The organism is Staphylococcus sp. KUGN1 (assembly GCF_045984185.1).
Lineage (GTDB): Bacteria > Bacillota > Bacilli > Staphylococcales > Staphylococcaceae > Staphylococcus > Staphylococcus warneri_A.
The window spans coordinates 1-14,884 of record NZ_JBJQIL010000002.1 but is presented as its reverse complement, the minus strand read 5'-3'; the positions used below and the strand labels follow the sequence as shown (position 1 = coordinate 14,884).

Below are 14,884 nucleotides of genomic sequence, written 5' to 3'. Positions count from 1 at the left end.
ACATGGCAAATATAAATATAAATTTATCCAAAATACAATACAATGCCAAAGTACTTCAAACAATTTTAGATGCTAAACACATACAATTTACACCTGTTATTAAATCTATCGCAGGTGATCGTCAAGTTGTTCAAAAATTAATTGATTTAGGTATCACTCATTTTGCAGATTCACGATTAGAGAATATAAGACAATTAACTGATTTTGATTGTTCATTCACGATACTACGATCAACACAATTATCACAGTTAGATAATATGATTAAAAATGCACAAATCAGTATTCAAACCGAATTAAATACAATTTTAGAGCTTAATCGTATAGCAGAACAATTAAATTTAAAACATCAAGTAATATTAATGGTTGATTGGAAAGACGGTAGAGAAGGTGTTCTAACATACGATGTTGTTAAATATATAGAAACCATATTAAATTTATCTCATATTCAATTAATAGGTCTGTCATTTAATTTTATGTGTTTTAAATCAGGAACACCTATCGAAGATGACGTCTTTATGATTAATAAATTTGTGAGTGCCATAGAGAGAGAAATAGGTTATCGCATGAAAATTGTATCTGGTGGAAACTCAAGTATGCTACCGTTAACAATGTATAATGACTTAGGTAAAATAAATGAATTACGAATTGGTGAAACATTATTTAGAGGTGTCGATACAACTACAGACAAGCCTGTTTCACATTTGTATCAAGATGCGATAGTATTGGAAGCGGAAATATTAGAAATAAAACCACGTATGAATAGCCATACGAAACAGTCATATTTGCAAGCGATTGTTGATATAGGGTACATTGATACTGATACAACTCATATAAATCCTATAGCCAATGATATCCAAATTATTGGCGCCTCTAGTGATCATTTAATGATCGATTTAAACAATCAGGATCATTATCAAATCGGTAATAAAATTCAATTTCAATTAAGCTATGAAGCCTTATCTCGTTCGATGTATAATAAAAACTTAGAAAAAGTTTATGCCACTGATATGAAAGTTGAAACGATGATACATTCTTTTAATGAACCCTTTTGTTCAATTCATAATATAAAATCAAATATTTAAACAGCGGGGCACCGACAACAGCGATCTTATATGAGATTGAGAAAAAACGTTAGGTGCTCCTTTTTAATATCTTAAATAATTAAAATTCAAATCAATGATAAAATCATTACGTATTATATAAGATAAAAGTATTCAGAGGTCTCAAATTAATTATAAAATTTATAAAAATCATATTGACAATGAGAATCGTTATCAATAAACTATATATGTAAGCATATACATAGTTAAGGAGTGGAAAAATGAAAGGTATCAAGTTTTTGAGCATACTCGGCTTAATGTTAGCTTTAGTTTTAGTGACTGCATGCGGTAGCGTAAGCAATAACGGGTCAGACGACTCTAAAAATAAATCAGCATCTAAAGATGGGGTTGAAATTAAACATGCTGAGGGAACAACAAAAGTTCCTAAACATCCTAAACGTGTGGTCGTTCTTGAATACTCGTTTGTAGATGCATTAGCAGCGTTAGATGTTAAACCTGTAGGGGTTGCAGATGATAATAAAAAAGAACGTATTATTAAACCATTAAGAGATAAAATCGGAAATTATACTTCAGTAGGTGCTCGTAAGCAACCTAATTTAGAAGAGATTAGTAAGTTAAAACCAGATTTAATTATTGCTGATAGCAACAGACATAAAGGAATTTATAAAGATTTAAACAAAATTGCACCAACAATCGAACTAAAAAGTTTCGATGGTAACTATGATGATAATATCGATGCATTCAAAACAATTTCTAAGGCATTAGGTAAAGAAGACCAAGGTAAAAAGCGTCTAAAAGAACATGATAAGAAAATTGCTGAATACAAAAAAGACATCAAATTTGATAAAGATGAAAAAGTATTACCAGCTGTAGCAGCAAAATCAAGTTTCTTAGGACATCCTAGTGAATCATATGTTGGTCAATTCCTAACACAATTAGGATTTAAAGAAGCATTATCACCAGATGTTACAAAAGGATTAAGTAAATACTTAAAAGGACCTTATTTAGAAATGAATTCAGAAACATTGTCAGACGTTAATCCAGGTCGTATGTTTATTATGACTGATAAAGCAAGTCCGGACGAACCAACATTCAAGAAAATGCAAAAAGATCCAGTTTGGAAAAAACTTGATGCAGTAAAAAATAATCGTGTAGATGTTGTAGATCGTGACTTATGGGCAAGAGCTCGTGGTTTAATTTCTTCTGAAGAAATGGCAAAAGAATTAGTTGAGATTTCTAAAAAGGATCACAATAAAGACGATAAGTAAGGTGGAAAACGATGACTATGAAAGAACAAAGTAGTCAATCCGCTATATTACAAGAAAAAAGAAAACGCACTACACTCGCATATATTGTGAGTGTGTGCTTTCTTTTTATTTGTATTTATTTAAATTTAGCGATTGGTTCTTCTCATATTGAATTTAAAGATATCTTTCATTATATTACAGGGCATACTGATACGAAGCAGTCATTCTTGATACATAATTCAAGAATGCCACGCATGTTAGCAGGTTTATTAATCGGTGGTGCACTGGCACTTGCAGGTTTACTAATGCAATCTATTACAAGAAATCCATTGGCTTCACCGCAAATATTTGGTGTGAATGCTGGTGCTTCTTTTGTAATTGTATTAATAACGGTTCTAATACCATCACTTGAAAGCTATTCCATGATTTTAGCAATGATAGGTGCATTTTTAGGTGGATTAACGGTCTATACACTTTCAGGTTCAACAAAGGCAATGACTCCAGTTAAATTAGCATTAGCAGGTATGGCAGTTCATTTATTCTTTAGTAGTATGACCCAAGGGGTAATATTGTTAAATGAGGATTCCAACTCATCAGTGATGTTTTGGTTAGTAGGTTCATTGTCAGGTGTTAAGTGGCCAGAAGTGATTGCTATTACACCATGGTTAGTTGTGGCTATGATAGTTACAATGCTTATGGGACGACAATTAACAATAATGGAACTAGGCGACGATATTGCTAAAGGATTAGGTCAAAAAATTCAAGTTGTTCGAATGCTCTTAGGATTATTAGTCATTATTTTAGCGGGTTTATCAGTTTCAATCGCAGGTCCTATAGGATTTGTAGGCTTGATCGTACCTCATATTGTTAAACGTTATATCAAAAATAATTATATCTTGATGATTCCACTCACTATTATAATTGGTGCCGATTTATTATTATTTTCTGATGTTTTATCACGACTTGTCACACATCCTTTTGAATCTCCAGTTGGTATCGTGACTTCTTTCGTAGGTGCATTTTACTTCTTATTTATCACAGTTAAAGGGGTGAAACGCGTATGACAAGGAAGAAGCATATGATTAGATATAGTATTGTTACAATATTATTAGTTATTAGTGCCATTTTTAGCTTATGTATTGGCTCAGTAATCGTGAATCCTATCGAGGCGATTAAAGGCATCTTCACACATGATAATTTTATTTTAAATGAATATAGAATCCCTAGAACATTATTAGGACTGATTATCGGTAGCAGTTTAGCGATATCTGGGGCAATTATCCAAGGTGTTGTTCGAAATCCACTTGCCTCTCCAGATGTGATAGGCATCTCTAAAGGTGCTAGTTTAGCTGCTGTCATTATCATCATGTTATTTCCATCTGCACCATTAGCTATATTGCCTATCGGTTCGTTTATCGGGGCGTTAATGATTAGCCTAATATTATCTTTTTTAATTTCTAAATTTGATGTTAAAGGTTCTAATTTAGCTTTAATTGGTTTGGCAATTGGAGCAATATGTACGGCGATTGTGCAGTTCTTGTTAATTCGTAATCCTATGGATGCTAATAATGCACTCGTTTGGTTAACCGGTAGTTTATACGGTCATAATATTTCAAACTTTTTATCTGTATTACCTTGGTTCATTATTACTATTCCGATAATTTTAATGTTGAGCCATCAATTAGATATCCTAGGATTAGGAGATAACGTCGCTGTCGCATTAGGTACTAGAGTTAAAAGATTAAAAATGGTATTACTCATTTTATCAGTAATGTTAGCCGGTGCTTCCATTTCAGTCGTAGGTGGTATTAGCTTCTTAGGATTAATTTCACCTCATATTGCAAGACAAATAGTTGGTCATAAAACAATGCATGTCGCAATGATGTCCGGTTTAATTGGAGCGATATTATTAACATTTGGTGATGGTTTAGCAAGAGGTATTCATCCCCCATTGGATATCCCAGTAGGTGTCATTATTGCTATTATCGGGGCACCTTACTTCTTATTCTTATTAAGAAAAATGTAATCATAAGTTGTACGGCTAATGGACATATGATGCATCAAGACACAGGATATTGTGTTTCTTGGTGCATTTTATATGTCATAAAAATGTTTAAGCGAGTAGCTATGAAATTCTAAAATTATTTAACTTATAGCCATTGCACTTTGAATGTAAATCGCGTATAGTATTAAATACTTAATTATTCATAAAAATGTATATATATGAGATGACGTTTAGAAAGAAATATAAATGTAATTTGAGTATATATAATTGTATTTTAAATAGATAGAAATGGATGACGGAAGATGAATAGATATACTAAGCAAGAAATCATTAAAGGTCGAATTAAATTTATTACAATGTCACTTATCGGCATCATTTTATTCTTAATTCCTATACCAGTAGAACAAGATGGTAAAAAGCAAACGACACTACCTGTTGCATTTTTAGCTAATTGGTTAAAAGATATTGTGGGTGGGGCGATGCCATTTATCATTGTGACAATTATAACATTATCGGCGATTTTAACACTCATTTGTTCTACGATTTTAAAAGATAAATTAGATCCAAAGGGCTTATTGTATAATGCGTTTAATGAAAATGTGAGTTGGATAATATTAAGAGTTTTAGCCGTTATCTTTGCATGGATGACGTTACTAAAAGTCGGACCTAAAATGATATATTCAGAAGATACTGGTGGACTTGTGTTTTCTAGTTTATTACCAACTTTAGTAGCTGTATTTTTATTTGCGGCTTTATTTTTACCATTACTTATGGAATACGGTCTATTAGAGTTGTTAGGACCTTTATTTAGACCTGTCATGCGACCATTGTTTACATTGCCTGGCCGTTCAACAGTAGATAATTTGGCATCATTTATTGGTGACGGAACTGTTGGTGTATTAATTACAAGTCGCCAATATGAAGAAGGTTTTTATTCAAGAAGGGAAGCAACGGTGATTTCCACGACTTTTAGTGTGGTATCAATTACCTTTGCAATTATTATTGCAGATACTGTTAAAATGCAAGATCAATTTTTCTTATTCTATTTAAGTGTTATCATTTCATGTTTAATCGCGGCAGTAATCATGCCAAGAATATGGCCATTGAATAAGATACCAGATGAATATGCGAAAGACGTATCGAGTGATGCAAGAACAGAGCAACTTCCTGAAAGTAAGACGGCGATTGGTCATGGATTTGATATGGCTACCGAAGTAGGGATTAAAGCACCAGGTGTGAAAGACTTCTTTAAATCTGGATTAAAAACAGTTGTAGATATGTGGTTTGTGATACTACCTGTAGTGATGAGTATTGGTACGATTGCGACTATTATTGCAAACTATACACCAATCTTTGAATTGATTGGTAAACCATTCGTTCCGTTTTTACAATTATTACAAATCCCTGAAGCTACTCATGCATCCCAAACTATTTTAATTGGCTTTGCAGATATGTTCTTACCATCTATATTAATTGAAAGTGCACATAGTGATTTAACTCGATTTGTTATTGGTGCATTGAGTATTACACAATTAATATATTTATCAGAAGTAGGCGGCGTCATTTTAGGCTCAAAAATACCAGTTAACATTGGCAAACTATTCGTTATCTTCTTAATCAGAACAATTATTACATTACCTATTATTACTTTAATCGCACATCTATTTTTATAATATAAAAGCCAAGATGACTTATTTGTTGCTATAACAATTGCTCATCTTGGCTTTTTATTATTTTAACTTTTTGGGTAATATTATGGATTTAAAACAGATAGCACATTTGCTTTTACAATTTGGTTGCTTATAACTGGAGATGGTTCATCACTTTTGGAATCTTTAGGTCGTTGATGTGCCTCTTTAAATGCATCACTTTTTACCCAGTTATTAAAATCCTCTTCTGTTTCCCACCATGTATTAACGTACATATCCTCAGTGTCATCGTCTTCGTTATTAACTTGCCAAACTTCGATTTTATGAAATCCTTTTAACGATTCAATCTTCCCGCCTTGTGTAAATCTTGGCGTCATTTTTTCTGCAAAACCTTGTTTTACAGTAATGCGATTTGTAACAACAAACATTAAAAATCACTCCTTATATATTTGTATTAGTCGTAATTGTGTTCTAATTAAATTATAGTCTTTCAACAGTACTATTAAAAATAAAAAGAGACAATGAATATTGCACTTTTTAGCAATACCATTGTCTCTCTTATGTTTATTGAAACTTTATTATTAAAAGATTATTTTGTTAGTTCGTTATACACTTTTTGATCATTTTGAGTATAAATAATGTATTCATGGTCATCTGTATCAATAATAACGCGATTTGTTTTACCAAATGTAGAACCAATTCTAGAAACTTCTCTACCTTCAACGTTAGGTACTGCATGAATATCTTGGTCTTGAGAGATATTTTTAATTTCATTCGTTGGAATTTTGATATCTGCTACTCTCCATTGGATTCTAACCTCATTATTATCTTTTTTTACTGTCATTGCCATGATCCAATACACATCCTTTAATTAATTTTGTATATATATCATAAATCATTTTGTAACCGTTTTCAAGATAAAATGTGATACTTTTTAAAATTAAGTCATACTAATTGATATTTAGTTTAATATTGCTCAGACCGAAAATACGTTCGTATAAATAAGGAGAATATGATAAAATATTGCTATTAAAGGAGAGGTAATTATGACTGGAAAGACACATGCATCTTGTGGACTATTAGTAGGTGCACTAACAACTCAATATTTTCATACAGATTTATTTTCATCAGTGACAGTTATTGTATTGTCGGTCATTTCTAGTTTATTACCTGATATTTGTCATACTCAAAGTAAAATAGGTAGGAAATTTAAAATACTTAGTTTTTTAATTCGACTCTTATTTGGTCATCGGACATTTACCCATTCATTATTATTTATAGGAATCATAGGGATTTTACTTCATATCATAGATACACCTATATATTATGAAGTAGCAATTATCATAGGATTGATTTCACATGTTATACTAGACATGGTAACACCCAAAGGGGTTAAATTATTGTATCCATTGCCAATAACAATTAAAACGCCATTGAATTTTAAAACAGGTGGACTTGTAGATTTATCACTTGCGACTGCTTTAACAGTTGGAGCCATTTATGTGTTTTTTCAAAGTGAAGTAAATGATATCATACATCATTGGGGATACCTATTTACGCAATATTAAAAACAAGATACATAAATTCGAACTTGAAATCGAGTGAAATTATAATTTACATAAGGAGACAAATTGATGTTAGAGAAAAATAAATTAGAGAAATTTAATCAACAACATTTATACGAATATGAAAAATTAATGAGTAGTAATGAAAAACAAGCACTTGAAGATAAAATTGAATCATTAGATTTAGAAGAAATTCAAGAGATGTATAAAAACTTATATGTTAATAGACAAACGATTGAAGATGCATCAGATGTTTCGGAAGTTAAATATACTGTTAAGTCTGAACTTGACGAACAAAGGAAAGATGAATATAGAAATCAAGGTATTGAAGCTATAAGAAATGGACAGTTTGCAGTAGTATTAATGGCTGGAGGACAAGGGACTAGATTAGGTTATTCAGGTCCGAAAGGCTCATTTGAAATTGAAGGCGTGAGTTTGTTTGAATTACAAGCACGTCAATTACTCGAATTAAAGAAAGAAACAGGACATACGATGGATTGGTATATCATGACAAGTGATATCAACCATGAAGCAACATTAGCTTATTTTGAACAGCAACAGTATTTTAATTATGATGTAGACAAAATTCATTTCTTTAAACAAGATAATATCGTTGCATTAAGTGAAACAGGACAGCTTGTGTTGAATGAAGCGGGCCATATTATGGAAACACCAAATGGTAATGGTGGTATCTTTAAATCACTTAAAAAAGCTGGCTATCTTGATAAAATGAAACAAGATAATGTTAAATATATATTTTTAAATAATATCGATAATGTATTAGTTAAAGTTTTAGACCCAATGTTTGCAGGATTTACAGTCTCAAATAATAAAGATATTACGTCTAAGACAATAAAACCTAAAAAAGGTGAAAGTGTTGGGAGACTTGTAAATAAAGATAGTAAAGATACAGTTCTCGAGTATTCAGAACTTGATCCTAATGTTGCAAATCAATTTGATAACGCAAACATTGGTATCCATGCATTTAAATTAGGATTTATTATGAGTGCAGTTGATAGAGAATTACCTTATCATTTAGCAATTAAAAATTTAAAACAACTAGATGAAGACTTTGGAGTAGTTGAACGACCAACACTTAAATTCGAGTTATTCTATTTTGATATTTTCCGTTATGGTACTAGCTTTATTACGTTACAAGTATCAAGAGAAGAAGAGTTTTCACCATTGAAAAATAAAGAAGGAAAAGACAGCGTAGAAACGGCAACGGCTGATTTGAAACGAATGGGAATGATTTAAACTAAGGTGGTCCATATCATGTCAAATACAGAACAACATATTGAATCAAATCATAGTTCTTTTAAAGATATTATGCCTTTGTCATTTGGTGAGGAAGTTGGTAATACTGTCACACATGGCTTTGCATCATTTTGTACAATGATTATATTACCATACGCTGCAGTGCATAGTTTTAATAAGGGCGGCACATTATTGTCGACAAGTATTTCAATATTTGTCATAAGTTTATTTTTAATGTTCATATCATCAACGGTCTATCATGCTATGGCGAATCATACAGTACAAAAATATGTATTGCGAATTATAGATCATAGTATGATATATGTTGCGATATCAGGTACATATACACCAATACTTTTAAATGTAGTTGGTGGTTGGTTAGGTTGGACTGTGTTTATTCTATTATGGGGGACAACAGTGTGGGGCATTTTGTATAAGTCAATTGCCACTCATGTTAACCATAAGCTAAGTCTAATAGTTTATTTAGTTATGGGGTGGGTAGGTGTTATATTTGCACCTATTATCGTTTTACGAACATCATGGATATTTATACTATTTATTGTATTAGGTGGTTTATCTTATACTATTGGTGCTTGGTTTTATGCACAAAAAAACCGACCATATTTTCATATGATTTGGCATATATTTATTTTAATAGCTTCATTTTTCCATTTAATAGGCATACTATTTTTTATGTCTTAAACAGAAAATATAAGGTAACTAGGGATATTACGATGATGTCTCTAGTTACTTTTTTAATTAATTAGAAATCATTTAAAAAAGAGATATCTTTTTTTACAGGTAGAAAAATAAGATAAAATATAACTAATTGAAAAAGTCATACTAATTAATGATTGTTTTATTAAATGAAAGTCTATAATATAGATTGAGTTGTAAGAAAAATTAAGTTGGAGGACAACTAAATGAGATTAAAATCGATGATAACGGTATTAGCGTTAATTTTGATAATGTTTATGGCTGCAATTGAAGCGTCAATTATTTCACTAGCAATGCCGACCATTCGTCAAGATTTAAATGCTGGAAGCTTTATTTCTTTAGTATTTACAGCATATTTTATTGCTTTAGTTATAGCAAACCCGATTGTTGGTGAACTGATGTCGCGATTTAAAATTATATATATCGCTATCACAGGGTTAGTTTTATTTGCCATTGGTAGTTTTATGTCAGGTACAAGTGAAACTTTTACGATGCTCATTATATCTAGAGTCATTCAAGGATTTGGTGCTGGTGTGATGATGTCGTTATCACAAATTGTTCCAAAACTTGCCTTTGAAATTCCATTAAGATATAAAATTATGGGCATTGTAGGTAGTGTTTGGGGCGTATCAAGTATTATAGGCCCACTTTTAGGTGGAGGTATTCTTGAAATAGCAACTTGGCATTGACTTTTCTTCATTAATATCCCCATTGCACTTATTGCGATTATATTAGTCATTTTTACATTCCATTTTCCAGAGGAAGAAATCGTATCTAAAACAAACTTTGATGTTAAAGGTTTAAGTTTATTTTATGTATTTATTGGTTTATTAATGTTTAGTTTGCTTAATCAGGGTCAGGTTGTATTGAATGTTTTATCACTACTACTTGCACTATTGGTAGGGTTTATTTTATATAAAGTTGAAAAAACAACTGATCACCCATTTTTACCAATTGTAAAATTTAACAAATCGATTGCTTTAGTATTTATTACAGATTTATTAATTGCCATTTGTTTAATGGGCTTTAATTTATACATTCCTGTATATTTACAAGAACAATTAGGTTTATCACCACTTCAAAGTGGATTTGTTATTTTTCCATTATCTGTGGCATGGATAATATTAAACTTTAACCTAGCTAAATTAGAAGCAAAATTTTCTAGAAAAGCATTGTATATTGGTGCATTTACGTTCCTAATTATTGGAAGTATCATTATTATTTTCGGTATAAAACTACCTTTACTTATAGCGTTTAGCGTTATTCTTGCTGGCTTAAGTTTTGGGTTTGTGTATACAAAAGACAGTGTCATTGTTCAAGAGGAAACGTCACCACATCAAATGAAAAAGATGATGTCATTTTACGCTTTGACTAAAAACCTAGGGTCATCAATTGGATCAACTGTTATGGGCTATATGTATGCTATGAAATCAGGGTTGTTCGGTAGCAACTTGCATAATGTATTAGGATTAGCCATTGTTATTGCAATTGTATTAGTGGCGATATGGAGTTTCATTTATAAAAACAAACCGGTGACTAACTAATAAAATTTAACAAATCGTTTAGAACGCCTACATGAATTGTGGGCGTTTTTATAATTTTATAAGGTCATCGATTAATGGTAAAATACTTTATGTATTCAAAATAGGAGGAGGATAAGTGTAATGAAGTTTTTTAGAAATAAGATGTATAATTTAATATCTACACTTATTGTTCTTACTATTTTTATTATTTCAGGAACGATTTTTTTAATGTTTTTAGGGTTTGGTTTATATGGCTTAAGTAGGATTTTGATATATTTTAAATTAGGTTATTTTGGCTATAATAAAAGCTTTTACGACAATATTTTCTATTATGGAAGCTATATTGTTTTAGGATATTTCACTTTATTCGCAGTAGAACATCTTATGGATTACTTTAGAAAACGCTTGCCACAAAACCCATACTTTCAAGGAGTTACTTATCATTTAATAGGATACTCTGTTACGACAATATTGTTTTACTTTATAATACATGTCCATTACACATATATAGATATTAAGTTTTGGGTGATTATGGTAATTATAGGATTTTTATATATTTGTAAAGAAATTTTCTATCCAGATAGCACAAATTTAAATAATAAAAAGTAATGAGCACTAAATTTGAATAGTTTTTCGTAGTTTGTTTGAATGAAATACTATTATTGAATAAAGGAGATTATGTTCATGAGCAATATAGAAATTAATAAAAGACGAAGGAATTTAATTGTTTCTGTAATGCTAATTAGTGCTTTTGTAGCTATTTTAAATCAAACATTATTGAATACAGCTTTACCGCATATTATGAGAGAATTAAAAATCGATGAAAGTACATCTCAGTGGTTGATAACGGGATTTATGTTAGTTAATGGTGTTATGATTCCGTTAACAGCATATTTAATGGATCGAGTTAAAACGAGACCATTATATTTATCTGCAATGGGTACCTTTTTAATTGGATCGATTGTAGCTGCCATTGCACCTAATTTTGGTGTCTTAATGACTGCGAGAGTTATTCAAGCTATGGGTGCAGGTGTATTAATGCCTCTTATGCAATTTACATTGTTTACACTGTTTTCTAAGGAAAGACGTGGATTTGCAATGGGATTAGCTGGTTTAGTAATTCAATTTGCACCTGCAATCGGACCTACGTTCACAGGTTTAATTATTGATCATGTGAGTTGGAGAGTACCATTCATAATTATAGTTGGTATCGCATTAATTGCACTTGTCTTCGGTTTTATATTTATTTCAAGCTATAACGAAACTAAGCAAACTAAGCTCGATAAACGTTCTATATTATATTCAACAGTTGGATTTGGTATGATGTTATATGCATTCAGTAGTGCGGGTAGTTTAGGCTTCGCGAATCCAATTATCATAGTTACATTAATAGTAAGTTTGATAATCATATTGATATTTGTTAGACGTCAATTAACAATTTCCAATCCATTACTTAATTTAAAAGTGTTTAAGACGAGAACTTTTTGTTTTAGTACGATTACTTCAATGATAGTGATGATGTCCATGGTTGGACCTGCATTATTAATTCCATTATATGTACAAAATGCTTTAGCATTGTCCGCATTATTATCAGGTCTAGTCATCATGCCTGGTGCGATAATTAATGGCTTAATGTCTGTGTTTACAGGTAGTTTTTATGATAAATATGGTCCAAGGCCTCTTATCATTTCCGGTTTTACTATTTTAACCGTATGCACATTTTTATTGTGTTTCTTAAAAGCAGACACATCCCATATGTATTTAATTATTATATATGCAATAAGAATGTTTGCAGTTTCTTTATTAATGATGCCTATTAATACAGCTGGTATTAACGCACTAGAAAATAAAAACATTTCCCATGGTACAGCCATTATGAACTTTGGACGTGTTATGGCTGGATCTTTAGGAACAGCTTTAATGGTTACATTTATGAGTATGGGCTCAAAATGGTTAGGATCTACAATAGCAACATCAGAAAGTAAAGAAATGATACAGCGACAAACCGTTGCTGCAGGTGTAGATGTATCATTTGCGTTAGTAACATTATTCGTAGTAGTTGCATTTAGTTTCGCATTATTCATCAAAGAACCTAGAAATAAGAATAAAAATATTAGAGAAGTATAAAAATCATGAAATCATAGAAGTTAGCTATTTATTTAAAGCTAACTTCTTTTTTTATTACATAAAAAGTCTTATACTAAAAAAGATAGACTAGGTAATAGCACAGTATAGTTATTTAGTTGAGACAATATAAATAAGGGGGATTTACTTTGTTAACGGTAAATCAAGTCAAAGAATTAGTTGGAGAAATAAAAGATCCAATTATTGATGTACCTTTAAAAGAAACTAACGGAATAGTTGATGTTTCTATTAAAGAAGAAATTGAACATGTTAGTGTTAAAATTGCTATGGCACAATTAGGTGGACAACCTCAACTAGACTTACAAATGGCTGTAGTTAAAACGCTAAAAGAAAATGGAGCGAAAACAGTAGGTATTAGATTCGAAGAGTTACCTGCAGGTACAGTTGAACAGTATAGAGGTAAAGGTACTGAAAAGCCTAAAACGATAGAAGGATTATTATCAAAGAATAATTCTGTTGAATTTATAGCAATTGCGTCAGGTAAAGGCGGCGTTGGAAAATCAACAGTTGCAGTTAATCTAGCAGTTGCTTTAGCTAGAGAAGGAAAAAAAGTTGGACTAGTAGATGCTGATATTTATGGATTTAGTGTACCTGATATGATGGGCATTGATGAAAAACCTGGTATCGAAGGGAAAGAAGTTATCCCAGTTGAAAGATATGGCGTTAAAGTTATTTCTATGGCTTTCTTTGTTGAAGAAAATGCACCAGTCATTTGGAGAGGACCAATGTTAGGTAAAATGCTTACTAACTTTTTCACGGAAGTAAAATGGGGTGATCTAGATTACTTATTATTAGATTTACCTCCAGGTACTGGTGATGTTGCGCTAGATGTTCATTCTATGCTTCCTTCTAGTAAAGAAATTATTGTCACTACACCTCATCCAACTGCAGCATTTGTTGCTGCGAGAGCAGGTGCTATGGCTAAACATACAGACCATTCAATTTTAGGTGTAATTGAAAACATGAGTTATTTTGAAAGTAAAGAAACTGGCAATAAAGAATACGTGTTTGGTAAAGGTGGCGGAACGAAACTAGCAGATGAGTTAGAAACTCAATTGTTCGGTGAATTACCATTAGAACAACCAACATGGGACCCTACAGATTTTTCTCCGTCTATCTATCAACCTGAAGATAGATTAGGCAAAATCTATCAGACAATTGCTCAAAAAGTAATCGCAAGTACACAAAAGTAACAAAAAGTTATTAAGCGTATAAAATTAACTATAATTTTATACGCTTTTTCTATTGCATTTTAGAAAAATCCTGTTAGAATATTTTCTTGTGAGTTATTCAACTCCAAAATATCAATAAAAAAACTTTGATTTTATTATTGACTTCAAAACATTAAATTGATATTATATAAAAGTCGTCAAAAACGACAAGTTAAGTTTAATAAAATTTCGTTAAGAAAGTGTAAAACTTACTATTGCAAAGCGGAAACAAATCGTTTAGACTTAATAAAGTAATCTTAATTAAATATTGACTTCGAATTAAAGAAGTTATATAATAATGAAGATTGTTTCAAATGAACATTGAAAACTGAATGACAATATGTCAACGTTAATTCCAATAATGTAACGAAAGTTACAACAATTAATTTAGTTTTATGAGCTAATCAAACATCATAATTTTTTATGGAGAGTTTGATCCTGGCTCAGGATGAACGCTGGCGGCGTGCCTAATACATGCAAGTCGAGCGAACAGATAAGGAGCTT

Annotated in this window: 13 protein-coding genes, 1 rRNA gene and 1 pseudogene; 13 read left to right on the top strand and 2 right to left on the bottom strand. The window is 31.2% G+C overall.

Annotated features, from left to right (window positions below):
• The first annotated feature begins 2 nt into the window (after positions 1-2).
• The 5 genes from ACJQQZ_RS06420 (at position 3) to ACJQQZ_RS06400 (ending at position 5,986) form a co-directional block, all read left to right on the top strand.
• Positions 3-1,082 carry an alanine/ornithine racemase family PLP-dependent enzyme gene (locus ACJQQZ_RS06420; RefSeq protein ID WP_002450477.1) on the top strand — a complete coding sequence of 360 codons (1,080 nt, stop codon included), beginning with the start codon at positions 3-5 and terminating at the stop codon, positions 1,080-1,082.
• Positions 1,083-1,321: 239 nt separating this feature from the next.
• On the top strand, positions 1,322-2,329 hold the full coding sequence (locus ACJQQZ_RS06415; protein WP_002450476.1) for an ABC transporter substrate-binding protein: 1,008 nt from the start codon (positions 1,322-1,324) through the stop codon (positions 2,327-2,329).
• A gap of 11 nt (positions 2,330-2,340) precedes the next feature.
• A complete protein-coding gene (locus tag ACJQQZ_RS06410) occupies positions 2,341-3,372 on the top strand; it encodes a FecCD family ABC transporter permease (RefSeq protein ID WP_145505369.1) in 1,032 nt (343 codons plus the stop codon).
• Positions 3,369-4,334, top strand: a complete 966-nt coding sequence (locus ACJQQZ_RS06405; RefSeq protein WP_145505366.1) for a FecCD family ABC transporter permease — start codon at positions 3,369-3,371, stop codon at positions 4,332-4,334. The genes ACJQQZ_RS06410 and ACJQQZ_RS06405 overlap by 4 nt, the downstream gene beginning before the upstream one ends.
• Positions 4,335-4,615: 281 nt before the next feature.
• A complete protein-coding gene (locus ACJQQZ_RS06400) occupies positions 4,616-5,986 on the top strand; it encodes a YjiH family protein (protein ID WP_145505363.1) in 1,371 nt (456 codons plus the stop codon).
• An 80-nt stretch (positions 5,987-6,066) separates the two neighbouring features.
• On the opposite strand, the gene ACJQQZ_RS06395 is transcribed toward ACJQQZ_RS06400, so the two are convergent.
• The gene (locus ACJQQZ_RS06395) at positions 6,067-6,390 is read right to left on the bottom strand and encodes a heme oxygenase (RefSeq protein ID WP_145505360.1); all 324 of its coding nucleotides are present in this window, start codon (positions 6,388-6,390) and stop codon (positions 6,067-6,069) included.
• A 161-nt stretch (positions 6,391-6,551) separates the two neighbouring features.
• On the bottom strand, positions 6,552-6,812 hold the full coding sequence (locus ACJQQZ_RS06390; RefSeq protein ID WP_002450471.1) for a SunI/YnzG family protein: 261 nt from the start codon (positions 6,810-6,812) through the stop codon (positions 6,552-6,554).
• Between the two features lie 196 nt (positions 6,813-7,008).
• Here ACJQQZ_RS06390 and ACJQQZ_RS06385 point away from each other — a divergent pair, with 196 nt between their 5' ends.
• From ACJQQZ_RS06385 to ACJQQZ_RS06350, 8 genes and pseudogenes are all read left to right on the top strand, one after another.
• The gene (locus ACJQQZ_RS06385) at positions 7,009-7,530 is read left to right on the top strand and encodes a metal-dependent hydrolase (protein ID WP_002450470.1); all 522 of its coding nucleotides are present in this window, start codon (positions 7,009-7,011) and stop codon (positions 7,528-7,530) included.
• Between the two features lie 66 nt (positions 7,531-7,596).
• Positions 7,597-8,784 (top strand): UTP--glucose-1-phosphate uridylyltransferase, encoded by a 1,188-nt coding sequence (locus ACJQQZ_RS06380; RefSeq protein ID WP_145505357.1) that lies wholly within the window; start codon positions 7,597-7,599, stop codon positions 8,782-8,784.
• An 18-nt stretch (positions 8,785-8,802) separates the two neighbouring features.
• The gene (gene trhA, locus ACJQQZ_RS06375; protein WP_049424626.1) at positions 8,803-9,486 is read left to right on the top strand and encodes a PAQR family membrane homeostasis protein TrhA; all 684 of its coding nucleotides are present in this window, start codon (positions 8,803-8,805) and stop codon (positions 9,484-9,486) included.
• A gap of 221 nt (positions 9,487-9,707) precedes the next feature.
• Positions 9,708-11,045, top strand: a pseudogene (gene sdrM / locus ACJQQZ_RS06370) (multidrug efflux MFS transporter SdrM).
• A 120-nt stretch (positions 11,046-11,165) separates the two neighbouring features.
• Positions 11,166-11,633, top strand: a complete 468-nt coding sequence (locus ACJQQZ_RS06365; protein ID WP_002450466.1) for a SepA family multidrug efflux transporter — start codon at positions 11,166-11,168, stop codon at positions 11,631-11,633.
• A gap of 75 nt (positions 11,634-11,708) precedes the next feature.
• Positions 11,709-13,151 carry an MDR family MFS transporter gene (locus tag ACJQQZ_RS06360; protein WP_145505354.1) on the top strand — a complete coding sequence of 481 codons (1,443 nt, stop codon included), beginning with the start codon at positions 11,709-11,711 and terminating at the stop codon, positions 13,149-13,151.
• A gap of 146 nt (positions 13,152-13,297) precedes the next feature.
• On the top strand, positions 13,298-14,362 hold the full coding sequence (locus ACJQQZ_RS06355; protein ID WP_002450464.1) for a P-loop NTPase: 1,065 nt from the start codon (positions 13,298-13,300) through the stop codon (positions 14,360-14,362).
• 438 nt (positions 14,363-14,800) lie between these two features.
• Positions 14,801-14,884: ribosomal RNA gene (locus tag ACJQQZ_RS06350) — 16S ribosomal RNA — on the top strand; the annotation flags it as partial.

Bases quoted from the DNA above. Each gene is read 5' to 3' on its own strand.
- ACJQQZ_RS06365 (WP_002450466.1), top strand. From the start codon at position 11,166: ATGAAGTTTTTTAGAAATAAGATGTATAATTTAATATCTACACTTATT.
- ACJQQZ_RS06380 (WP_145505357.1), top strand. From the start codon at position 7,597: ATGTTAGAGAAAAATAAATTAGAGAAATTTAATCAACAACATTTATAC.
- ACJQQZ_RS06420 (WP_002450477.1), top strand. From the start codon at position 3: ATGGCAAATATAAATATAAATTTATCCAAAATACAATACAATGCCAAA.
- ACJQQZ_RS06390 (WP_002450471.1), bottom strand. From the start codon at position 6,812: ATGGCAATGACAGTAAAAAAAGATAATAATGAGGTTAGAATCCAATGG.
- ACJQQZ_RS06385 (WP_002450470.1), top strand. From the start codon at position 7,009: ATGACTGGAAAGACACATGCATCTTGTGGACTATTAGTAGGTGCACTA.
- ACJQQZ_RS06410 (WP_145505369.1), top strand. From the start codon at position 2,341: ATGACTATGAAAGAACAAAGTAGTCAATCCGCTATATTACAAGAAAAA.
- ACJQQZ_RS06395 (WP_145505360.1), bottom strand. From the start codon at position 6,390: ATGTTTGTTGTTACAAATCGCATTACTGTAAAACAAGGTTTTGCAGAA.
- trhA (WP_049424626.1), top strand. From the start codon at position 8,803: ATGTCAAATACAGAACAACATATTGAATCAAATCATAGTTCTTTTAAA.
- ACJQQZ_RS06415 (WP_002450476.1), top strand. From the start codon at position 1,322: ATGAAAGGTATCAAGTTTTTGAGCATACTCGGCTTAATGTTAGCTTTA.
- ACJQQZ_RS06405 (WP_145505366.1), top strand. From the start codon at position 3,369: ATGACAAGGAAGAAGCATATGATTAGATATAGTATTGTTACAATATTA.
- ACJQQZ_RS06360 (WP_145505354.1), top strand. From the start codon at position 11,709: ATGAGCAATATAGAAATTAATAAAAGACGAAGGAATTTAATTGTTTCT.
- ACJQQZ_RS06400 (WP_145505363.1), top strand. From the start codon at position 4,616: ATGAATAGATATACTAAGCAAGAAATCATTAAAGGTCGAATTAAATTT.